Source organism: Bacteroides sp. 44_46, from assembly GCF_001915465.1.
Taxonomy (GTDB): Bacteria; Bacteroidota; Bacteroidia; order Bacteroidales; family Bacteroidaceae; genus Bacteroides; species Bacteroides clarus.
The window spans coordinates 55,282-78,588 of the sequence record NZ_MNQO01000019.1; the positions used below are offsets into that span (position 1 = coordinate 55,282).

The 23,307-nt window shown below is 46.0% G+C and carries 18 protein-coding genes; 11 read left to right on the forward strand and 7 right to left on the reverse strand.

Translation table 11 applies throughout. The annotated features are described in order from the left end of the window. The first annotated feature begins 53 nt into the window (after positions 1-53). Positions 54-401, forward strand: coding sequence for a cupin domain-containing protein (locus tag BHV73_RS11375; RefSeq protein ID WP_009123034.1), 348 nt, complete (start codon positions 54-56; stop codon positions 399-401). A gap of 7 nt (positions 402-408) precedes the next feature. On the opposite strand, the gene BHV73_RS11380 is transcribed toward BHV73_RS11375, so the two are convergent. Both BHV73_RS11380 and BHV73_RS11385 read right to left on the reverse strand, forming a co-directional pair. After that, positions 409-1,377: a pectinesterase family protein gene (locus BHV73_RS11380; protein ID WP_009123033.1), complete on the reverse strand. Its 969-nt coding sequence runs from the start codon at positions 1,375-1,377 to the stop codon at positions 409-411. Continuing rightward, positions 1,377-2,600, reverse strand: a complete 1,224-nt coding sequence (locus tag BHV73_RS11385; protein ID WP_039951076.1) for a glycoside hydrolase family 88/105 protein — start codon at positions 2,598-2,600, stop codon at positions 1,377-1,379. Before BHV73_RS11385 ends, BHV73_RS11380 begins: the two co-directional genes overlap by 1 nt. A 291-nt stretch (positions 2,601-2,891) precedes the next feature. Between BHV73_RS11385 and BHV73_RS11390 the strand changes: the two genes are divergently transcribed. From BHV73_RS11390 to BHV73_RS11400, 3 genes are all read left to right on the forward strand, one after another. Continuing rightward, positions 2,892-4,265 (forward strand): PTS galactitol transporter subunit IIC, encoded by a 1,374-nt coding sequence (locus BHV73_RS11390; protein WP_009123030.1) that lies wholly within the window; start codon positions 2,892-2,894, stop codon positions 4,263-4,265. A gap of 47 nt (positions 4,266-4,312) precedes the next feature. Then, on the forward strand, positions 4,313-5,269 hold the full coding sequence (gene kduI, locus BHV73_RS11395) for a 5-dehydro-4-deoxy-D-glucuronate isomerase (RefSeq protein WP_009123029.1): 957 nt from the start codon (positions 4,313-4,315) through the stop codon (positions 5,267-5,269). 142 nt (positions 5,270-5,411) lie between these two features. Then, positions 5,412-6,854: an MFS transporter gene (locus tag BHV73_RS11400; protein WP_087412340.1), complete on the forward strand. Its 1,443-nt coding sequence runs from the start codon at positions 5,412-5,414 to the stop codon at positions 6,852-6,854. Between the two features lie 296 nt (positions 6,855-7,150). Here BHV73_RS11400 and BHV73_RS11405 read toward each other — a convergent pair whose 3' ends face one another. From BHV73_RS11405 to BHV73_RS11425, 5 genes are all read right to left on the reverse strand, one after another. Beyond that, positions 7,151-10,573 (reverse strand): AAA domain-containing protein, encoded by a 3,423-nt coding sequence (locus tag BHV73_RS11405; protein WP_087412341.1) that lies wholly within the window; start codon positions 10,571-10,573, stop codon positions 7,151-7,153. After that, positions 10,570-11,394 carry a twin-arginine translocase subunit TatC gene (gene tatC / locus BHV73_RS11410; RefSeq protein ID WP_009123026.1) on the reverse strand — a complete coding sequence of 275 codons (825 nt, stop codon included), beginning with the start codon at positions 11,392-11,394 and terminating at the stop codon, positions 10,570-10,572. The genes BHV73_RS11405 and tatC overlap by 4 nt, the downstream gene beginning before the upstream one ends. Before the next feature lie 61 nt (positions 11,395-11,455). After that, entirely contained in the window at positions 11,456-11,668 is a 213-nt protein-coding gene (locus BHV73_RS11415; RefSeq protein ID WP_021939892.1) for a Sec-independent protein translocase subunit TatA/TatB, read from the reverse strand. Positions 11,669-11,801: 133 nt separating this feature from the next. Continuing rightward, the gene (locus tag BHV73_RS11420) at positions 11,802-14,288 is read right to left on the reverse strand and encodes a bifunctional UDP-N-acetylmuramoyl-tripeptide:D-alanyl-D-alanine ligase/alanine racemase (protein WP_087412342.1); all 2,487 of its coding nucleotides are present in this window, start codon (positions 14,286-14,288) and stop codon (positions 11,802-11,804) included. Next, complete coding sequence (locus BHV73_RS11425; protein WP_087412343.1) at positions 14,264-15,253, reverse strand: GSCFA domain-containing protein; 990 nt, start codon at positions 15,251-15,253, stop codon at positions 14,264-14,266. Before BHV73_RS11425 ends, BHV73_RS11420 begins: the two co-directional genes overlap by 25 nt. Positions 15,254-15,422: 169 nt before the next feature. Between BHV73_RS11425 and dxs the strand changes: the two genes are divergently transcribed. The 7 genes from dxs (at position 15,423) to BHV73_RS11460 (ending at position 23,295) form a co-directional block, all read left to right on the forward strand. Then, on the forward strand, positions 15,423-17,330 hold the full coding sequence (gene dxs / locus BHV73_RS11430; protein WP_087412415.1) for a 1-deoxy-D-xylulose-5-phosphate synthase: 1,908 nt from the start codon (positions 15,423-15,425) through the stop codon (positions 17,328-17,330). 91 nt (positions 17,331-17,421) lie between these two features. Further along, positions 17,422-18,762, forward strand: a complete 1,341-nt coding sequence (trkA, locus tag BHV73_RS11435; RefSeq protein WP_009123021.1) for a Trk system potassium transporter TrkA — start codon at positions 17,422-17,424, stop codon at positions 18,760-18,762. Between the two features lie 5 nt (positions 18,763-18,767). Continuing rightward, positions 18,768-20,219, forward strand: coding sequence for a TrkH family potassium uptake protein (locus tag BHV73_RS11440; protein ID WP_286738368.1), 1,452 nt, complete (start codon positions 18,768-18,770; stop codon positions 20,217-20,219). A 102-nt stretch (positions 20,220-20,321) separates the two neighbouring features. Beyond that, a complete protein-coding gene (locus BHV73_RS11445; RefSeq protein WP_022218226.1) occupies positions 20,322-20,693 on the forward strand; it encodes a hypothetical protein in 372 nt (123 codons plus the stop codon). A gap of 75 nt (positions 20,694-20,768) precedes the next feature. Beyond that, positions 20,769-21,119 (forward strand): NADH-quinone oxidoreductase subunit A, encoded by a 351-nt coding sequence (locus tag BHV73_RS11450; RefSeq protein ID WP_009123018.1) that lies wholly within the window; start codon positions 20,769-20,771, stop codon positions 21,117-21,119. Continuing rightward, positions 21,110-21,697, forward strand: a complete 588-nt coding sequence (locus BHV73_RS11455; RefSeq protein ID WP_022218227.1) for an NADH-quinone oxidoreductase subunit B — start codon at positions 21,110-21,112, stop codon at positions 21,695-21,697. The genes BHV73_RS11450 and BHV73_RS11455 overlap by 10 nt, the downstream gene beginning before the upstream one ends. Before the next feature lie 2 nt (positions 21,698-21,699). Then, positions 21,700-23,295, forward strand: a complete 1,596-nt coding sequence (locus tag BHV73_RS11460; protein WP_286738371.1) for an NADH-quinone oxidoreductase subunit D — start codon at positions 21,700-21,702, stop codon at positions 23,293-23,295. Positions 23,296-23,307 lie beyond the last annotated feature (12 nt).

Below are 23,307 nucleotides of genomic sequence, written 5' to 3' on the forward strand. Positions count from 1 at the left end.
CAAACTTATTATTTAATATCGTATATTTGCCAAAATAAAATATCTTCCACACAATGAAAAAGACTAGAAGCAATACATTCGTTCTCGAAAACGAGAAAGTATGGGAACCCGCCGGTGAAGGCGTTGTTCGTCAGATTTTGGGGTATGACGGTCAGGTAATGCTCGTTAAGGTTAAATTTGAGCAAGGCGCCGTAGGCACACCGCACACCCATTATCATACCCAGACAACTTATGTGGCAAGCGGCAAATTTGAATTCACCGTTAATGGTGAAAAACAAATCGTGTCGGCAGGCGACGGAGTTTACATTGAACCGGACGCCGAACACGGATGCACTTGTCTGGAAGCCGGTATATTAATCGACTGTTTCAGCCCCATGAGAGCGGACTTTCTGAAACCGTAAGTTTAGCTTACGGTTTCCACTCACTGCATATCTTGAAAAGGTAGCTCATATCTTCATACTTTGCAACATCCTTTTGGGTCAGCCGCTTTATCCATTTCACCCGGTTGGTATCATCAGCCCCCTCTCCCGTATTGCCGAATTCGGCATAGCGGGCTGTCTTCTCATTTTCGGGATTACGCCAATTATTCCAGCCTGCCGGACAAATATGCCTGCCCAATTCACAGTTGATAAATACGGTAGCCGCATACGGGCGCCACGGACGTCCCAAATAAACCTTATCGACGCCCGGAGCAGCAGTCAGTCTGCAATTCTTAAACACATAACCCACTTCAATCTCCTTTGGAGTAGAGGCGGCCGTTATGTATGAATTGGATTTACTATGAATAATGCAATCCTTGAATAATGCGGTAGAAGGACCAAAGATAAAATCGGTAGTACCCTCGATATAACAATTCAGAAAATAGAGACGGGTACCTTTCGCACCGGTGTAAACGGTATCCTGGTTTCCCAGAAAACGGCAATTGATAAAGACCAGACGGTCGCCTTCCGTATGAAGCGCAACAGCCTGCCCCAATCGTGCGGCGTTATTCTCTATCGTCAAGTTCCTAAAAGTAATGGAACTTCCCTCCACTTTTAAAGTATAGGTACGAAAAGTACCCATCTTGTTTATATTGGCATGGTCGTCATAGGTAATAATCGTATTCTCTACATTCTCACCGATAAAATCGACGTTTTCCAGCCAGGAAGGAAGAACGACCTTTTCTTTGTATACTCCCTTTTTAACCAATACCGTCACCTTATAATCCATGAAAGCACGGATACCTTCCATCGCTTCGGTCAGCGTACGGTAATCTCCCGTACCGTCACGTGCAACCACAATCGTATCTTTCCATTGCTGTGCCGCAGATAAAGAACCGATTCCGCACAGCAAAGTCATCACAAAGCAACACAATGTTTTCACAGTAACTTTCATCATCACTTCTGATTAACGATTGCTTTCACGTCCTGAAGACGTTCCCACTCCAATGATGCAAGAATAAACGGACCCACGGCTTTAGGATCGTTGTTGCGGATTGTTTCATTGATGTAATAATCATAATCGCCCGAACGATACACTTTTCCACCAAGACCGGCTACGGCACAAGCTTTTGTGATACTTACCACACCGTTCTTATCCACTTCTATAAAGTTATCAAGAATGCCTTTATATCCTTTAACAGCCACTTCCAGATAGGATTTATCGATATATCCCTTACGTACGCCCTTAAACAGGGAATATACAAACATGGTAGAGCAGGAAGATTCCAGATAATTGCCCGGGGCCCCGCTCTTGTCCAATACCTGATACCACAAACCGGTCTTGGAATCTTGCAGACGTTTTATCTGAGAAGCTATTTTATTGAAGATAATCAACATGGAGTCACGTCCCGCTTCATGTTCCGGAATAAAATCCAAAGCATCGACAAATGCCATAGCGTACCAGCCCATAGCACGTCCCCAGCTATGTTTGGATTGTCCGGTAACCGGATCTGCCCAACGCTCTTTGCGGCTTACGTCGCAAGCATGACGGTAAACATCGTTCTTCGGGTCGTAAGTATGGCGCGCAGCCATCAGGAATTGATTGATGACATCGGCATAATCATTTACCCGATTGTTACGGAAAGCATATTCCGCATAGAAAGGAGCTCCCATATAAATACCGTCCAGCCATACTTGGTTTGGGTAAATCTTCTTATGCCAAAAACCGCCGTCAGCATTTCGGGGATGCTCATCGAGCTGGCTTCTCATCAAAGCAAGCGCTTTCTTGTATTTCTCATCCTTTGTCTGTTCGTAAATACGGAACATAAATTTACCGGAGTTTATACGGTCAAGGCTGTATTCTTCACGTTTGTACATTTTGATAGTTCCGTCGGCATTTACCATCGTATCGGCATAGGCCAATGCATAATCATAGATTTTCTGATCACCGTAACGGTCATATACATCCAGCATAGATTGCAGCTCCAGACCGTGGCAATAGTCCCATTTCAGCTTCGGCTGAAAATCCAGCTGCCAGGATTCCGGGCAACGAATCATTTCGGATTCCACCATACGTACCGACCACGGCAGGTTTGTGCTTACACCCTGCGCAAACATACTCAAAGGAGAAAACAACAATAAACCGGATACAATAAAATTACAAATAGAGTTCTTTTTCATGAAGTTGTTCTTTTTTGGTATTAGACCTTATAATTTTTCACGAAACAAAAGTAGAGGTTTCTTTTCAAACACCTGTGCACTTTTTGGCGCAGAGGGTGTATTTTTTGATTTTCGTGTACGGAAACAAACAAAATTGTGCACGATAACGACAAATTTGTCCAAAATCATCCTTATTTACTATTTATTATGCCTTTACAGTTTGATTAATTGGGAAAAGGTCTTATTTTTGACCCCGATTTTCAATTCATACTATTGTAAAACATAATCATTTATCAATTAAATCACAAAAGAATGGAACAAGTTTTCGGTTACATCATCGCTTTGGGAGCGTCTGTAATGATGCCTATTATTTTTACAATCATAGGCATGTGCATCGGAATGAAATTTGGAAAGGCTCTGAAATCAGGTCTCTTCGTCGGAGTCGGATTCGTAGGTTTAGGTGTAGTCACCGCCCTGCTGACAACAAACTTTGACACTCCCTTGAAAGCCATATCCGATTTGTATCACCTGCAACTGAATGTATTCGACATGGGATGGCCTGCAGCCGCCGCCGTAGCTTACAATACCGCCGTTGGTGCACTCATCATTCCTATCTGCTTAGGCGTTAATTTCCTGATGCTTATCACTAAGACCACGCGTACGGTAAACATAGACTTGTGGAACTACTGGCACTTCGCTTTCATCGGCGCTGTGGCCTATTTTGTTACCGGCCAAAACTTGGCATGGGGTTACTTCGCAGCCATCATCTGCTACGTTATTACATTGGTTTGCGCAGACCTCACTGCAGAAAAATTCCAAAAGTTCTATGATTTGGACGGAATCTCCATTCCTCAGCCTTTCTGCCAGAGCTTTACACCGTTTGCCATACTTATCAACAAGGCATTAGACAAAATCCCCGGTTTCTCCAAACTGGAAATCGATGCAGAAGGCATGAAGAAAAAGTTCGGCGTAATAGGCGAACCGTTGGTATTGGGAGTTATCGTAGGTATGCTGATAGGTTGGGCTGCGCAGCTCGACATCAAGAAAGTACTCTTCCTGGGTATTACGATGGGAGCCGTAATGGAACTTATTCCCCGCATCACTTCTCTGTTTATCGAAGGATTGAAACCTATCTCCGAAAAGACTTCGGAGCTGGTAAAAGCTAAATTCAACGGTAAGAAAGTACATATCGGCATGAGCCCTGCATTGGTTATCGGTCACCCCGCTACACTGGTGGCGTCGGTTATCCTGATTCCCGTTATTCTGGCGCTTGCCGTATTCCTGCCGGGTAACCAGTTCCTGCCATTGGCTTCACTTGCAGGTATGTTCTACTTGTTCCCCATGATATTGCCCTTCACCAAAGGTAATGTGTTAAAAACTCTCATCATCGGTCTTATTACTTTGATATTGGGTCTGTACTTCGTAACGGACATGGCGCCCGACTTCACATTGGCCGCCAATCAGGTATATGCCGAGACACACGATCCTACGGCGCACATTCCCGAAGGTTTCGATGGTGGAGCCATTGACTTTGCCGCTTCTTTCTTCGGTTGGACCATATACAGAGGTATAAAACTCTCGTATGCAGGTGCTGCAATTCTGGTTGTGATAGCAATCGCCATGATGCTTATCAACCGCCGCATCATCATCCGTAGCGAAAAAGAAGCCCAAGCAAGCGCTAAATAAAAGAAAATTCAATCACAGCATATTAATATTTAAAGTTTATATCAGACATGAAAAAATTAGCAATTGCCCTGATGTTGGGTGCCGCCGCAATTACGGCTTCCGCCCAAGTAAATTACACTGTGCAGACTGCCTGCCATCCGTTGGACGTAAAGCACTATGATACAGAACGTCTTCGTAGCGCCTTTATGATGAGTAAAGTAATGGCTCCGGATGAAATCAACGTTACTTATACTCTCTATGACCGTTTGATTTACGGAGGTGCAATGCCTGTAAATAAAGTTTTGAAACTGGAAACCTTCCGTGAACTGGGTCCTGAAATCACTTACTTCCTTGAACGCCGCGAACTGGGTGTTATCAATACCGGTGGTGACGGAGTAGTTACCGTAGACGGTAAAGAATACCCAATGAAATATAAAGAAGCGCTTTATGTAGGTTGCGGTAACAAAGAAGTTACTTTCAAAAGCAACGATGCCGCCAACCCTGCTAAATTTTATATCAACTCGGCTCCGGCTTACAAACCGTACGTTACTCAGTTGATTACAACCGATGCCAAACTTCAAAAAGCCAATCCTAAGAAATATGCTCTGGGTATCTCCGATCATTACGGAAAAATGGAGGACAGCAACGACCGTATCGTAAACCAGCTGATTGTAAAAGATGTTTTGGAAAGAGTAAAAGACGGCGGTACAAACCAATTACAGATGGGACTTACCGAACTTGCTCCGGGTTCTGTATGGAATACTATGCCTGCTCATACTCACACACGCCGTATGGAAGCATATTATTACTTCAACCTGGCTCCGGGAAATGCAATCTGCCACTTAATGGGTGAACCTCAAGAAGAACGCCTCGTTTGGTTGCACAATGAGCAGGCCATCACTTCTCCTGAATGGAGCATCCACGCTGCCGCAGGTACCAGCAACTATACTTTCATTTGGGGTATGGGAGGTGAAAACCTGAAGTATAGTGATAAAGATGAAATCAAATACACAGATATGAAATAATATCCGTAGACAAGGAGATAGGCATGGTTGTTCGCAACTATGCCTATTTTTGTCATTTTCTCCATGATTTCTACCAAATATTACACACACACATAACACGAGAACGCGTATTTTTGCAACATTAAATAATAAATCTATTATCATGAGTACAATTCAGAACACACTGGGCAAGATGTCCAATTATCGTTGGACCATTTGCGCCATGTTATTCTTTGCGACAACAGTTAACTATCTCGACCGCCAGGTACTATCACTTACCTGGGATGAATTTATCAAACCGGAGTTTCACTGGGACGAATCACATTACGGTACAATTACAGCAGTCTTTTCATTTGTATATGCAGCTTGCATGTTGTTCGCAGGCCGTTTTGTAGACTGGATGGGGTCTAAAAAAGGATATTTATGGGCCATCGGCATATGGTCTTTAGGAGCTTGTCTCCACGCTTTCTGCGGTATTATCACAGAACATTTCGTAGGGCTGCACAGCGCGGCCGAATTAATGGGCGCCACAGGTGATGTAGTTGTAACCATTGCTACAATCAGTATGTACTGTTTCCTTGCAGCACGATGCGTACTCGCATTGGGAGAAGCAGGAAACTTCCCCGCAGCCATCAAAGTTACGGCTGAGTACTTCCCTAAAAAAGACCGTGCGTACGCAACTTCCATCTTCAATGCAGGCGCGTCAATCGGAGCTTTGATCGCACCTCTCTCTATTCCTTTGCTGGCAAAAGCCTGGGGTTGGGAAATGGCATTTATCGTAATCGGTGTGCTTGGTTTCATCTGGATGGGTTTCTGGATATTTATGTACACAGCGCCGGCTAAGAGTAAACATGTGAACAAGGCTGAATTAGAGTACATTGAACAAGATAATTATGAAAAAGAAGGAAACGCGGTACCGCAAACAGAAGAAAAGAAAATGAGTTTCCTGCAGTGTTTCAGCTATAAACAGACTTGGGCATTTGCCATTGGTAAATTTATGACTGACGGTGTATGGTGGTTCTTCCTTTTCTGGACTCCTTCCTATCTGAACACACAGTTCGGTATCAAAACTTCCGATGGCTTGGGTATAGCTTTGATTTTCACATTGTATGCTATCACGATGCTCTCAATTTACGGCGGAAAACTACCTACTATCATTATCAAGAAAACAGGTCTGAATCCTTATGCGGCACGTATGCGCGCCATGTTGATTTTTGCTTTCTTCCCTCTGTTGGTATTGCTGGCACAACCTTTGGGCACTATCTCTCCCTGGTTCCCGGTTATACTGATCGGTATCGGTGGTGCAGCTCACCAGTCATGGTCGGCTAATATCTTCTCTACCGTAGGCGATATGTTCCCGAAAACCGCTATTGCAACGGTTACCGGTATCGGTGGCATGGCAGGTGGCATAGGTTGTATGGTACTTCAATACGTTGCCGGCGAACTTTTCGTTTATGCCGGAGAAACCAATATGGCATTTATGGGCTTTGAAGGAAAACCTGCCGGATATTTCGTTATCTTCTGTGTATGCGCTGTAGCATACCTAATCGGATGGTGTATTATGAAAGCATTAGTTCCGAAGTACAAGCCTATCGTACTGAACTGATACGAAGAAAATATATAGATACAAAAAAAGCTCTTTCACATGAAAGAGCTTTTTTTTGCCCTCTACTGCAAATTATAATAGTGAGGGCAATCTTAAAGATAAAAAAAGGGAAGTCTCACGACTTCCACAATTCTTCTAACCTTAAATCTAAATCTCTATGAAAAAAACGTGTTGCAAATATAAAGCTTTACTAAACACCTTGTTATTAATAAAGTATATAAAGAGAAAGAAAATATTTAAGATTTATTAAATGAAGAGCCGATAACGGGCCATGAGAAAAAGCACAGCTTTAGTCCTTATGATTCACAACTTTGCAATAATCGGGAATAGATTGAATTCTGCTTCAACAATTGGGGAACTCCGGTTATGAACATCTGTTTACGGGCTCTGGTCAAAGCTACATTAAGTTTACGGTCTATTTGTACCCCGTTCTCTTCTGTCAGATTAGCAAGAAGTTTCAACTGGGATACTCTGTTCACACAGAAAGAATAAATGATGACATCACGCTCGCTTCCTTGAAATCGTTCCACCGTATCTATCAGAACATCATTCAGTTCTTTAATTCCTAAATCTGCGATTTCTTTCTTTATCAAAGCTATTTGGCTACGATAAGGGGTTATTATTCCCAAAGTGGAAGCGGCATCGAAACAACCCGTGGCAAAAATATATTGTCGATAGACAGCAGCAGCCAATCGGGCCACAATCTTCGCTTCCGAATGATTGATTTTTGCCGACTGCATAGGCTGCTCCGGAGTAGACGGAATGAAAGCGACACGACGTGTCAGCAAAGCAGCAAATTCATTAGTAGAGAGCTCCGGAGACAGCTCAATAGTACCTGTTTGATGCTCCAGCCCTACCGGTTGTAGTAATCCGCCATAGAAGGCATGGTTCGGAAAGGCGGCAACTTCCACATTCATGCGCCCTTGACGACAAAGGATATCAAAGGAGTTGAAAGCGGAAAGTTGAGAGTTGAAAGTTGAGGCTTCTTCTCCACAGGCCAAAGGTTGCTTAATGGCATTCCGATAAAGGCGTTCAAAAAGAGAGTCCTTTAAATTACACAAACCGATAGCCCGTAGACTTTCATCCTGAACTTCTGACTGTTCCGATGATTGAAGTACTACTGCCGGAAGCTGTTTATGGTCGCCTATCAAAACAAACTTTCCGATAGCATTCCCACCGGCAACGCTACGCATGCACAACAGTCCCAACAGTTGCGGTTCCAAGATTTGAGTGGCTTCATCTATCAGGGCTACATCAAAAGTCTTTAAACGGAATAGTTCAGTCTTGGCGGAGAGCGTAGCGACCGTCCCCACAAAAATCCGGCAACATGCCATGCGCTCCTGCACTTCACGGCGGGTAGAACAACTCTCCAACATATTCTCTATCAAATGCGGACGGTAAACCTCATCACAGGAAAGTTCACTGCCGATACGTATAAAATCGACTTCCGGTGTAATAGCTGTCAGCATTTTACATATCTCATCCACTGCCCGATTGGTATATGAAAGTAACAGAATTTCCTTACCTTCCCGATAAAAGGTTTCCACCATACTACGCAAAGCACGAGAGGTCTTACCGGTACCCGGCGGGCCTATCAGCAAGAAATAATCTTTAGCTGCCTGCGCTTTCAAGGTAATACGCACAAAGTCATTGTCAGCAGCTGCTATGGCACCATTAAAAGCGCTATCGAATTCCGGCTCACGCCGATTCAGCAATAAATCCCGACGGTCTTTCGTAGCAGATAAGAAAGCGGACAATCCCCAATACATACAACGAAAAGAGGTATCCATATAATCATGCTCTATTGCATAGCGGCTATTCATTGGCAGAACCTCGACATTCTGTTGTGCAGCACGAAGTCTGACTCGAATATCAGAATCGGAAATCGTCTCGATATTTCCCTTAAACACCATCTTGTTGGTAACATTATCTTCACTGACATTCCGTTCGTACAGAACAATGGCATCTCCTTGCCTAAAATTAGGCAAAGTACCGGTATCCGTATGCGTACGTTCCAATAACAAATAGGGTTTGTGAATATCCGCCGCACAATTCTGCTGTATCACCAAATCATATAAAATCTCCCCGTTCTCGTTTTTCTCCTCCAAAGTAGCAAGCCATAAAGCGGCTGCGCCGGCACGTCCTTCATACTCTATATCACCGGATTTTGAAGTGTAGAGTTCTTTGGTTATAAAGTTGTACAAGGCATAAAAATACGACTGTTCCAACGGTGACAGCGCATGAAGCTTTTGCGTCACTGCATCAATGGAAGGATATAAATAACGCTTCCACAATATATTATCCAGTTGCCGTTCGTTCAAGGTTTCAGGATTAATATCACGCAAGCGCTCTGCCGTATATTGCGGGGTATTACGCAACTGAATGCCATATTCGTTCGCCACGATACGGTTTCGGACATCCATTACCCGACGTAACATCGCCCATGAAGGACGTGCCGGATAAAGCAACGGATAACGCGTATAAAGCAAATACGATTTCACCCGACGGTGATCCTTTCCCATAGCATACTCCAAGACAGCCTGATACAGCAACATCTGTACCTTATTATTCTCTTTGGGTTCTATCTTGCCCCGTATAGTATATTCATCCGCTTTGCCCGACTTCATTTCGATGAAAGACGACATATCACGTTGCATATAGTCCAAACGTCCTTGCAGGCCTAATGCCTCACAAATATAAGACGGTTCCAGTACAGCGTCTGTTTTATCCAGTTCGTAGCCCGAATCCCGGAAAGTTTCCGTAACAGTTTGCCGAATATTATCAAAATGCCGTCTGCAATCGGCAAAAAACTCACGTTCCTTTTCGCGGTCGCGCAAATCAGCGCAAGCAGCCAGCTCAATGGGATACGAACGGAACGCTTTTTTCATGCATGCCAAATAGTCGGGCTCACTTTCCGCATGAATCCATTCATCTAAAAAGAGGTTGGCGATATTACCCAATAGAAGCGGACGGGTATTATCGGGTGCCTGCAATCTCGCCAGCATATAGTTTGCCGGATGATGTCCGTATTCTCTGAAACACTCTGCCAGCGAACTGATGTCGAGCAGATAGTCAGGTTCCAGAATAATAAAAGAAGGCGTAAGAGTACCAGACTCATCTACAGCCACATCCAGTAAATTAATCTGGGCATGCCGCCACAGCAAACCACATGTTTCGGCAAACTCATCATTAACTTGAGGCACATTGTAACGTACACGTAGCGGTTCATCCGCCACAGTATCTACCGGCAGGACATATAGATAATCCGTATCGGCATACTGAAAACTGACACGCATACGTCGTACTCGCTCCTTTGCCATAGGAGCTGCAATATACGTAGCATCGGCTTGCGGTAACAGGCGATACAACCCGGTCGGAATATCTTTACCCGTCAAACGTTTTATAAAGAAAGATAAAGTCTTGGCATCACGCAACAGTTCGTCCCGAGAAGGAATTGTCCGATGATTGAGAACTGCATTAGAAGTAAGCCGGAAAGTATGCAGGCGGTTTTGCTCCGTAACAGTCAGTCCGAGTTTGGAAGATACAAAATTGATACGGGCGGAGAGGTCTGTCATTTGCAGGCTACTATCCGTCATTTGCGTACGGCACAAATGTTCAAGCAATCCCCTCAATTGACGGTAAGCAATTCCCAAAGAAGGATATTCCGCACGGCATACTTCCTTCAATAAATGAAAATATTCCTTTATTTCAGCGTTCATTCCTCTTCCGTCTCTACTATCTCTTCGGTCTCATCGGTTTTCTTATCCTTAATCATCAGGATACTCATTTCATAAAGAAGATAAAGCGGAACAGCGACTACGGTCAGCGTAAACGGGTCGCCCGTAGGTGTTATGACAGCAGCGGCAATAACGATGATTACCACTGCGTGACGGCGATACTTGCGTAAGAATGTTTTATGTACCAGCCCCAATAACGAAAGCAGCCACGTCACCAGCGGAAGTTCAAAGGCAAGCCCCATACAGAGTACCAGCATCATAAAGTTATCGATGTACGAATTGAGAGAAATCTGATTCTCTATCGCCGCACTGAGCTGATAAGTGGAGAGAAAACGTAATGTAAGCGGATAAACCATGAAATACCCCAGCAACACTCCGACAAAGAACATCACCGTACCTAAGCCGAGCGCCTTCTGTACCCCCCTGCGTTCACCCGGATAGAGCGCGGGGCTGATGAACCGCCATATTTCGAAGAATATATACGGTGCAGCCGTCACTACCGACATCCAGAAAGCCGTAGATATGTGGATAAAAAATGGTGCGGCCAGATTAATATTTATCAGTTTTATTTGAAACTCTTGCGTAAAGAACTCATCGTGCAAGTCGAATTTATTACCGATATAACGCAACAAATCATAGAAAATGAAATCATTATGGCAAGGAGCCAACACTACATTATCAAATAGATAAGGCATTGCAATGAAATAACCCACAGCCAATACAAACCATACGCCGAGAACACGAAACAGCACCCGGCGCAGCTCATCCAAATGGTCCCAAAAGGTTAATTCTTTATCTGCCATGATTATAAACAGTGATAGGATGATAAGAGATAGGATATCACTCCATCACGTTATCGCCTCATTACTTATCTGCAGGTTTATCTACCTCTTCCTTGGCTTTATTGATTTCGTCTTTAGCCTCATTCACACCTTCTTTGAAGCTCTTTACGCCTTTACCCAAGCCACGCATCAATTCTGGGATTTTTTTACCGCCAAACAACAGCAAGATAACCAGTGCGATAATAATCCATTCGGAACCGCTGGGCAGGAAACCTAATAAAAGTAAGTTTGTCATAGTCATATCGGATTAAATTTGATTGCAAAGATAAGAAGATTTATGAAATATGAAGTATAAAGTATAAGGTATAAAGTGTAACTCATTATAGTAAGTGTTGAAATATTTTAGACCTTATACTTCATACTTCTTCTCAGTCCTGATAATATACTCTCTTCACACGTGTCGAAACACTTGTCAGCACTTCGTATGGAATGGTACCAAGCACATCGGAAAGAACGGTTATAGGAAGATGATCTCCGAAGATTTCCACACTGTCACCTTCTTTACAATCAATATCCGTAACGTCAATCATGCAGACATCCATACAAATATTCCCCACATAAGGAGCGCGCTGCCCGTTCACCAGACAATAGGCATGACCGTTACCCAAATGCCTGTTCAATCCGTCGGCATAACCGATAGGAATGGCTGCAATACGGGAAGGGCGCACTAAATGTCCCTTACGGCTATATCCCACCGTATCTTCTTCGGGTACATCACGTATTTGCAGAATAGTAGTCTTCAGCGTACTGACATTATTCATTATAGAATTATCTATCGGACTGACACCATACAGCCCGATTCCCAATCGTACCATATCAAACTGTGCTCCCGGAAAACGCTCTATACCTGCCGAGTTGCAGATATGGCGAAGTATTTTATGCGGAAACGCCTCCTGCAACTGCATGGATGCTTTCTCAAAAATCTCTATCTGTCTGCGTGTAAAGGCATCGAACTGCGGAGCGTCGCTTCCTACAAAATGGGAGAATACCGAACGGGGAATGACTGCATTTTGTCCCTTCAGACGTTCTATAAGCAGGGGCATATCATCCGGAGCGAACCCCAACCGGTGCATACCGGTATCCAGCTTTACATGAATGGGGAAATTGGTGATACCTTCTTTCTCGGCTTCCTTAATCAACGCCTCCAGTAAGTGGAAGCTGTAAACTTCCGGTTCCAGTTTATAATCGAACATCGTCTTGAATGCCGTCATTTCCGGATTCATAATGATGATGCTTGCCGTAATTCCCGCCTTGCGCAAGTCCGAACCTTCATCGGCAACGGCAACAGCCAAGTAATCCGCATGATGTTCCTGCAAGGTTTTGGCAATCTCATACGATCCTGCGCCATAAGCGGAAGCCTTCACCATACATACCATTTTTGTTTCAGGCCTCAGTTTACCGCGATAATAATTCAAATTGGCAATCATCGCACCGAGATTCACCTCCAATATCGTTTCGTGCACCTTCTTCTCCAGAACCTCTGTCAACTCATCAAAGCCGAACTTACGCGCACCTTTAATCAGGATTATTTCATTCTCCAAGCGGAGTTCGCCTTTTCCAATGGCTTCAGTCAGCGCAGCCGTATCCGGATAAAAAGCTTTCTCGATATTAAACCGTGCGGCACACGAAGATATTTCATTTCCCACACCGATAATACGTTCTATTCCCCGGCTGTTCACCAATTGCGCCACCTGCCGGTAAAGAGTAGGCGTATTCTGTCCCGTCTCCAGTATATCCGAAAGAATCAGTGTCCGTTTCAAGCCCTTGCTCTGTGAGCGGCGATACAAGAAATCAAGCGCTATATCCAGCGAACCGAGGTCAGAATTGTAACTGTCGTTTATAAGCAAGCATCCGTTTTTGCCCTCTTTCACCTCCAGGCGCATCGCTATCGGTTCCAGTTTTGCCATACGCTCCGTAATCTGTTCGGCAGGCAGCATCAGATACAGACAGGCCGCCAAACAATTCAACGAATTCTCGATAGAAGCATCATCAATGAACGGCAGTGTAAATGTATTGTCCATATCCAGATAACGATAAGAAACAACAGTGGAATCCTCTTGCTTTTCCACCTTACTTATATATAACGGACGCTCCATATCTTTCCTGCTCCATGCTATCTCACGGGCGGAAAGCATGGATTTGCCCACGCAGTTATTGATAAACTCGTCGTCACCGTTATAAATCACCACATCGCAATTCTTAAAGAGCGCCAGTTTCTCCATACATTTCTCCTGCAAAGAGAAGAAATTCTCCTGATGCGCGCCTCCTATATTTGTCAGGATACCAATTGTAGGTTTGATAATATTCTGCAAGGCACGCATTTCTCCCGGTTCCGAAATGCCCGCCTCCAATATGGCAAGCTCCGTTTGCCCATTCATCTGCCATACGGACAAAGGCACTCCAATCTGCGAATTGTAACTGCGGGGCGAACGGGTGATTACACGCTCCGGACTCAACAACTGATGCAACCACTCCTTCACAATGGTTTTTCCATTACTGCCCGTTATGCCGATAACAGGTATTTGAAAGCGGTCACGATGTTGTTCCGCCAACTTCTGCAATGCTTTCAGCGGGCTTGGCACGACTAATAAGTTAAAAGTCGAAGGTTGAAAGTTGAACGTTTCAACTTCCTTCAAGCCTTCTTCGCTGACGACAAAATTACGAACGCCGCGCGTATATAAATCACGGATATAACGTGCTCCGTCATTCCGTTTGGTAGTCAAAGCAAAAAACAAGGTTTCCTCCGGGAAACTCAGGGAACGGCTATCTGTAAGCAGCCAGTCAATAGCGGCCGGCGTATCGCCTATCCGCCGCGCACCAATTATTCGGGCTATATCTTCAATCGTATATGACATAATTCTCTCTCCTTTTGGAAGTCTAAGTACGGGTATTTTCCGTTAAGTCGGTCTATTTTTAACACAATTTGTCCTAAAAAACGCTTATACTCTTCAGAATCCGGGTGAAAAGGCTTATGAGCTAATCCTCTACGGATATTTTCACTTTCCTCTATTATCTGTAACGTCTCCTCCGAGAAACACGCAGACGAAAAACGCTCCCACACATATTGCACAGCCATATCGGAAGGATGTACCATATCTTCAGCATAGAAACGATAATCGCGTAGTTCATCCAGAATCAATTCATAGGCGGGAAAATAGAATACGCTTTCCTGAAAAGCGGCTTGCAACCTGTCTATAGCCAGCAACAAGGTAGCTTTACTAAGTTGGTTGGCGTGCATACCATCCCTCGCATGACGAATGGGACTGACTGTAAGTATCACTTTCAGTCCGGAATTTCGCGCCAACAACCCGGACAACAATGAAGTATAATCCGATACGATTTCATCGACCGTCAATCGTCGGAGGATAAATTCTTTTCCCGGCAGCTTATGACAATTTCCTACGATGCGTCCTGTATTCTTTTGCTCGTACACCCACGATGTACCGAAAGTCAACAACAAACAGTCCGAACGAAAAATCCGCTCATGTGCACGGGCAATCCGTTCATTTATCTTCTCCAACGTTTCATCTGCTGACAGTGATGAGAAATCCCCGTGGTGCATGGGGCTGTGCCAACAGTCACGAAAAAAAAAGAGATCTTCCTTTCCGTACACCTTTCCGAGTATGATTTCGCGCAAAGCGGCAGATATGGATAGAGGGTTGTAAAGTACACCGTAAGGATTGATGTCACACGAGAATTTAGCATCCGCAAGCCTTGTACCCATATTAGTCGCAAAACAAGAGCCGAGCAGCAACAAATGGTCCGTGTGCCGCAATCGGGGCAGGTTGGCAGGGAGTTCAACAGGGGTAGTGAAGTTCATACACAAACTTTATTCAAATCTTTGCAAAGATACAAAGAAATACCATAAACGGGGAAACTGCAACTTTAAAATCCCGTAAAAGGCGGACGACGGAACAAAAAACAGACAAAATGATACAGCCATCCGTTTTCTTTTGCTATTTTTGCATTTTGTAATCTTCAGTACAATGATGAAAACAGAACCAACAACATATAACTTGTTAGACTCCATTTCCTATCCGGAAGACCTGCGTAAATTAAGCGTGGAACAGCTCCCGGAAGTTTGTGAAGAATTAAGACAAGACATCATTCAAGAACTTTCGTGCAACCCGGGACATTTTGCAGCAAGTCTGGGTACAGTGGAACTTACCGTCGCGCTGCATTACGTCTACAATACCCCTTACGACCGTATAGTATGGGACGTAGGGCATCAAGCCTACGGTCACAAGATGCTGACCGGACGTCGCGAGTCTTTTTGCACCAACCGGAAGTTCAAGGGCATACGCCCCTTCCCCACTCCTGTGGAAAGCGATTATGACACCTTCACCTGCGGACATGCCTCAAACTCCATTTCGGCAGCCTTAGGCATGGCTGTTGCCGCAGCTAGAAAAGGTGAGAAAGACCGTCATGTAGTAGCCGTCATCGGCGACGGAAGCATGAGTGGCGGACTGGCCTTTGAGGGCTTGAACAATGCCTCGTCCACCGCCAACAATCTGTTGATTATCCTTAACGACAACGACATGGCAATAGACCGCAGTGTAGGCGGCATGAAACAATACCTTTTCAATCTGACAACCTCCAACCGCTACAACCAACTGCGTTTCAAAGCCTCCAAGATGTTATTTAAAATGGGCGTACTGAATGAAGACCGGCGTAAAGCGCTAATCCGCTTTTCCAACAGTCTGAAATCAATGGCGGCCCAGCAACAGAACATCTTCGAAGGGATGAACATCCGATACTTCGGTCCGATAAACGGACATGACGTAAAGAACTTGGCCCGTATTCTGCGGGATATAAAAGATATGCAAGGACCTAAAATCCTTCATTTGCACACTGTAAAGGGTAAAGGCTTCGAACCGGCCGAGAAGGAGCCGGGCATCTGGCACGCACCCGGCAAATTCGACCCCGAAACCGGAGAGCGCATCACTGCAGACACCAGCAATCTGCCTCCTCTATACCAAACCGTATTCGGCGAGACGTTAGTGGAATTGGCAGAGAAGAATCCGAAAATCGTCGGGGTGACGCCCGCCATGCCCACCGGATGTTCCATGAACATATTGATGCAAGCCATGCCCGACCGGGCTTTCGACGTAGGCATCGCCGAAGGACACGCCGCCACATTCTCCGGCGGTATGGCAAAAGAAGGTCTGCAACCTTTCTGCAACATATATTCGTCCTTCATGCAGCGGGCTTATGACAACGTGATACATGACATTGCCATCCTGCGGTTGCCCGTAGTGCTCTGCCTGGACCGCGCCGGATTGGTAGGTGAAGACGGACCGACACATCATGGCGTATACGACCTCGCTTATTTCCGTCCTATCCCGAACCTGACCATATCCTCACCCATGGACGAGCACGAACTGCGTCGCCTGATGTACACGGCACAGCTGCCGGACAAAGGTCCGTTCGTAATCCGTTATCCGCGTGGACGTGGCGTGTTGGTGGACTGGAAATGTCCGCTGGAAGAAATCCCCGTAGGCAAAGGTCGGAAACTGAAAGACGGGAAAGACCTTGCGGTCATCACCCTCGGTCCGATAGGAAACATTGCCGCGCGCGCCATCAAACGGGCGGAAACAGAGAAAGGACTCTCCATAGCCCACTACGACCTGCGTTTCCTCAAACCATTGGATGAAACACTGTTACACGAAGCGGGACGCAACTTCAAACGCATCATCACCATAGAAGACGGTGCGCGAAAAGGCGGTATGGGAAGCGCCGTACTGGAGTTTATGGCAGACAACAGCTACACCCCGCACATAGAGCGCATCGGTGTACCCGACACATTTATAGAGCATGGTACGGTACAGGAGTTGTATCAGTTGTGCGGAATGGATGAGGAAGGAATCTATAATATATTAATTAAGAATGATGAATGATGAATGAAGAATCGGGTTACACTCGCTATGCAAACCATCCGCAAGGAAATTCTTCATTCATCCTTCTTAATTCTTCATTTCTAAAAGCATTGTGAAGATAATCATTGCTGGTGCCGGCGCAGTAGGCACACATTTAGCCAAGCTATTGTCTCGCGAGAAGCAAGACATTATATTAATGGACGACAACGAAGAAAGGATGAGTACACTCAGCTCCAACTTCGACTTGATGACTGTCACTGCCTCTCCCACTTCCATTAAAGGATTGAAAGAAGTAGGGGTGGGAGAAGCCGACCTCTTTATCGCCGTTACTCCCGATGAAAGCCGTAACATCACTGCCTGCATGCTTGCTACCAATCTGGGTGCGGTAAAGACCGTAGGCCGCATTGACAACTACGAATACCTGTTGCCCAAGAACAAGGAATTCTTCCAGAAGCTGGGGGTGGACTCGCTTATCTACCCGGAAATGCTTGCGGCAAAAGAGATTGTATCTTCTATCCGTATGAGTTGGGTACGCCAATGGTGGGAATTCTGCGGCGGCGCGCTGATTCTGATAGGCGCCAAGATGCGTGAGAAAGCAGAGATTCTGGATATTCCTCTGCATCAACTGGGCGGACCTGAACTGCCTTATCACGTGGTAGCCATCAAACGCGGCAACGAGACACTGATTCCCCGCGGTGACGATGTCATCAAACTGCATGATATTGTTTATTTTACAACTACCCGCAAATTCGTTCCGTACATCCGTAAGATAGCCGGCAAGGAAGATTATGCCGATGTGCGCAATGTCATGATTATGGGTGGAAGCCGCATTGCAGTACGTACCGCACAATATGTTCCCGACTATATGCAAGTGAAGATCGTGGACAACGACCTGAACCGTTGCAACCGCCTGACCGAACTACTGGATGATAAAACTATGATTATCAACGGAGACGGACGGGATATGGACTTGCTTGTAGAAGAAGGATTAAAGAACACCGAAGCCTTTGTGGCGCTAACCGGAAACTCGGAAACAAATATCCTCGCCTGTCTGGCGGCAAAGCGCATGGGAGTAAGCAAAACAGTGGCGGAAGTAGAAAACATAGATTACATAGGCATGGCGGAAAGCCTCGATATCGGTACGGTTATCAACAAAAAGATGATTGCCGCCAGCCACATTTACCAGATGATGCTGGACGCCGATGTCAGTAACGTAAAATGCCTGACCTTTGCCAACGCCGATGTAGCGGAATTCACCGTCAAACCCGGCTCGAAGATAACCAAACACCAGGTAAAAGACCTCGGTCTGCCTAAAGGAACGACCATCGGCGGACTGATACGTAACGGCGAAGGCGTTGTAGTTATGGGTAGCACGCAAATATTACCCGGAGACCACGTGGTAGTATTCTGCCTGAACATGATGATTAAGAAAATCGAAAAATACTTTAATTAGCGAACGTGATTAACTTTAAAACAATTATACGGATTATCGGTATCCTGCTATTACTGGAAACAGTCATGCTGCTGGCATGTTCGGCAATATCGTATTACTATAATGACGAAGCCCTGCTCGACTTCTGGAAATCGGCAGGTATCACTGCCGGAGCCGGCCTGCTCATGACTATTGCCGGAAAAGGCGGTGAAAAACAGCTGACCCGCCGTGACGGTTACGTACTGGTCAGCCTTGCCTGGGTGGCTTTTTCCCTTTTCGGCATGCTGCCTTTCTATATCAGCGGATACGTTCCCGACATCACGAACGCTTTCTTCGAAACCATGTCCGGTTTTACAAGTACGGGAGCCACCGTACTGGATAATATAGAATCGCTTCCTCACGGATTACTGTTCTGGCGCGGTATGACGCAATGGATCGGCGGTTTGGGAATTATCATGTTTACGATTGCGGTATTGCCAATTTTCGGGGTCAGCGGCCTGCAGGTATTTGCCGCCGAAGCCAGTGGTCCCACACACGACAAAGTGCATCCGCGCATCGGCATCACCGCCAAATGGATATGGAGTATCTATACCGGCCTTACCCTGATTCTCGTAGTCCTGTTAATGTTGGGCGGTATGGACTGGTTCGACAGTGTGTGTCACGCCTTTGCCACCACAGGAACGGGAGGATTCTCTACCAAACAGGCAAGTGTGGCCTATTACAATTCCCCCTATATAGAGTATGTCATCTCTATTTTCATGTTCATTTCCGGTATCAACTTTACACTGTTACTATTCTTCGTCAACCGGAAATTCAAAAAGGTCATCGACAACGCCGAGTTAAAATGGTACTTCTGGTCGGTAGCCGGTTTCACCGCCGTCATAGCCGTTGTCCTCTACTATACCAGTTCGATGGGCGTGGAAGAGGCTTTTCGTAAATCATTATTCCAGGTTATATCTCTGCAGACCTCTACGGGCTTTGCCACAGATGATTACATGTTGTGGACGCCTATGCTTTGGGGATTGCTAACCGTCGTCATGATCATGGGAGCTTGCGCAGGCAGTACCACCGGAGGACTGAAATGCATCCGGATGGTAATCCTTGCCAAAGTATCACGTAATGAGTTCAAACATATTCTGCATCCCAATGCCGTACTGCCGGTACGCGTAAACAAACAGGTAATATCTCCTTCCATCGTTTCCACGGTGCTGGCATTCTTCTTTTTATACATCATCATCATCATCGTCGGCATATTAATCATGATGGGAATGGGGATAGGAGCCGAAGAATCCATCGGTTGCGTCATATCCAGCATCGGTAATATGGGCCCCGGATTAGGTGATACAGGTCCGGCCTATTCATGGAACGCCCTGCCTGATGCAGCCAAATGGTTACTGTCATTCCTCATGCTATTGGGACGTTTGGAATTATTCACCGTCTTACTTTTGTTCACCCCGGAATTCTGGAAACGGAATTGATTTAGGATAAAAAGTGTAAAAATAGTCATTTTTTGTTATGCAGAGATAGCAAAATGAGAGATACTTATTATATCTTTGCGCCCTGAAAAGAGATATGGAGATATGAAACAGTGCATAAAATATTGTATAATAGCCATACTCGCAGTTTTATTACACAACGGTGCAATAGGGGCTGCGGATTTTTTGTGCACTCCGGTCAACTGTAAAGCAGAAAGTTGCGTCTTAACTCAGGCGCCTACCGCCCAACAAGCTATCCAGAACTATTACAACCATTTATCGTCTACATCTTCCTGTCTGGAATATGTGGAACATATGCAAGTGCCAAGTAATAAAGGTTCTCTGCTGCGTGTCGATATTATCCGTATGCAACAATTGCTGCGCGCACAAAGTTACGACCCTATGCCGGACTTACATTACCCTCCCGTTCCCGACCCGCATTACTACGTATTCGGGCTTAGAAAGATTATCAGATAAAAGGGTGGCCTCTGCCACTTTATTGCCTTTATTCAGCATATCTATATATTATATATCTAAAATCTTATCAGATTTATGAACTTTACTTTGTTAGTAGTCGTCTTGCTGACGGCAATTGCTTTCGTGGGTATTGTTATCGCGCTGTCCAATGCGATAGCCCCCCGTTCGTACAATGCACAGAAAATGGAGCCGTACGAGTGTGGTATTCCCACCCGCGGTAAATCATGGATGCAGTTCCGGGTAGGTTACTATCTGTTCGCCATCCTGTTTCTGATGTTTGAAGTGGAGACCGTATTCCTGTTTCCGTGGGCAGTCATTGCACGCGAGCTTGGAGTAGCCGGGCTTTTCAGTATTTTGTTTTTCCTTATTATATTAATTCTGGGTCTTGCTTATGCCTGGAGGAAAGGAGCTTTGGAATGGAAGTAACGAAGAAACCCAACATAAAATCCATCCCTTATGAGGAGTTTACAGACAACGAAACGTTGGAGAAATTGGTTCGGGAACTCAATGCGGGAGGCGCTAATGTGGCTCTCGGCGTACTGGACGATTTCGTCAACTGGGGACGCAGCAATTCGCTGTGGCCGCTTACGTTTGCAACAAGCTGTTGCGGTATCGAATTCATGGCCCTCGGCGCAGCCCGCTATGACATGGCGCGCTTCGGGTTTGAAGTAGCCCGTGCCAGTCCGCGCCAGGCAGATATGATTATGGTGTGCGGAACAATCACGAACAAAATGGCGCCGGTACTGAAACGTTTGTACGACCAGATGGCCGACCCTAAGTATGTGATAGCCGTAGGCGGTTGCGCTGTCAGCGGCGGCCCGTTCAAGAAATCTTATCATGTTGTCAACGGAGTGGATAAGATTCTGCCGGTAGACGTATATATCCCGGGATGTCCTCCCCGCCCCGAAGCATTCTACTACGGAATGATGCAATTGCAACGTAAGGTAAAAATAGAGAAGTACTTTGGTGGTGTAAATCAAAAAGAAGAAAAACCGGAAGAATAAATATGAATGCAATAAGATATATAGAGCCCGCGGCTTTGCATGACGAGATGCTGCGCCTGCGGCAAGAAGAGCAGATGGACTTTCTGGAATGCCTCACCGGTATGGACTGGGGCGAACCGGATACTGCAAAAGATACTCCCGATACTCCGCGCGGACTTGGCGTAGTGTATCAGTTGGAGTCCACCGTTACCGGCAAACGGGTTGCGGTTCGCACCGCCACTCTCGACCGGGAACATCCCGAACTCCCTTCCGTTTGCGACATCTGGAAAGCCGCAGACTTCCTGGAACGTGAAGTGTTCGACTTCTATGGCGTAGTGTTCATCGGACACCCCGATATGAGACGCCTCTATCTGCGCAATGACTGGGTAGGCTATCCGATGCGTAAAGACGATGACCCGGAGGCACAGAACCCTCTGCGCATGGATAACGAAGAAACCATCGATACCACCACCGAGCTGGAACTTAACCCGGACGGAACCGTAAAGAACAAAGAGTCACAACTCTTCGGCGACGACGAATATGTGGTAAACATCGGTCCCCAGCACCCTGCCACCCACGGCGTAATGCGTTTCCGCGTATCGTTGGAAGGCGAAATCATCGAAAAGATAGATGCCAACTGCGGATATATCCACCGTGGTATCGAGAAAATGTGCGAAAGCCTTACATACCCGCAGACACTGGCTCTGACCGACCGTCTGGACTATCTGGGCGCTCACCAGAACCGCCACGCCCTGTGTATGTGTATCGAAAAGGCCATGGGCATAAAGGTAAGCGAGCGCGTGCAATACATCCGCACCATCATGGACGAGTTGCAGCGTATCGATTCTCACCTGCTTTTCTACTCCTGTCTGGCAATGGACCTCGGTGCGCTGACCGCTTTCTTCTACGGCTTCCGTGACCGTGAAAAGATTTTGGACATCTTTGAAGGCACCTGCGGCGGGCGCCTCATCATGAACTACAACACGATTGGCGGCGTGCAAGCCGATATCGCTCCCGACTTCCAGAAGAAAGTGAAAGAATTCATCCCTTACCTGCGCGGCATCCTGCACGAATACCACGACGTGTTTACGGGAAATATCATTGCGCAGCAACGTCTGAAAGGCGTAGGCGTACTGTCCCGCGAAGACGCCATAGCTTTCGGCGCCACCGGCGGCACAGGGCGCGCCAGCGGTTGGGCGTGCGACGTACGTAAACGTATGCCTTACAGTGTATATGATAAGGTGGACTTCAAAGAGATTGTCCGCACCGAAGGAGACTCCTGGGCACGCTACCTCATCCGTATGGATGAAATCATGGAAAGCTTGAAAATCATCGAACAGCTGATAGACAATATCCCCGAAGGCGCATACCAGGAGAAGATGAAGCCGATTATCCGTGTGCCGGAAGGCACTTACTATGCCGCCGTAGAAGGCAGCCGCGGTGAGTTCGGCGTATTCCTCGAGAGCCATGGCGACAAAACTCCCTACCGTTTGCACTTCCGCAGTACGGGTCTTCCGCTGGTATCTACCGTAGATACGATTTGCCGCGGCGCAAAGATTGCCGACCTTATTGCCATCGGTGGAACACTGGACTATGTAGTACCGGATATCGATAGATAAAGGAGTAGATAG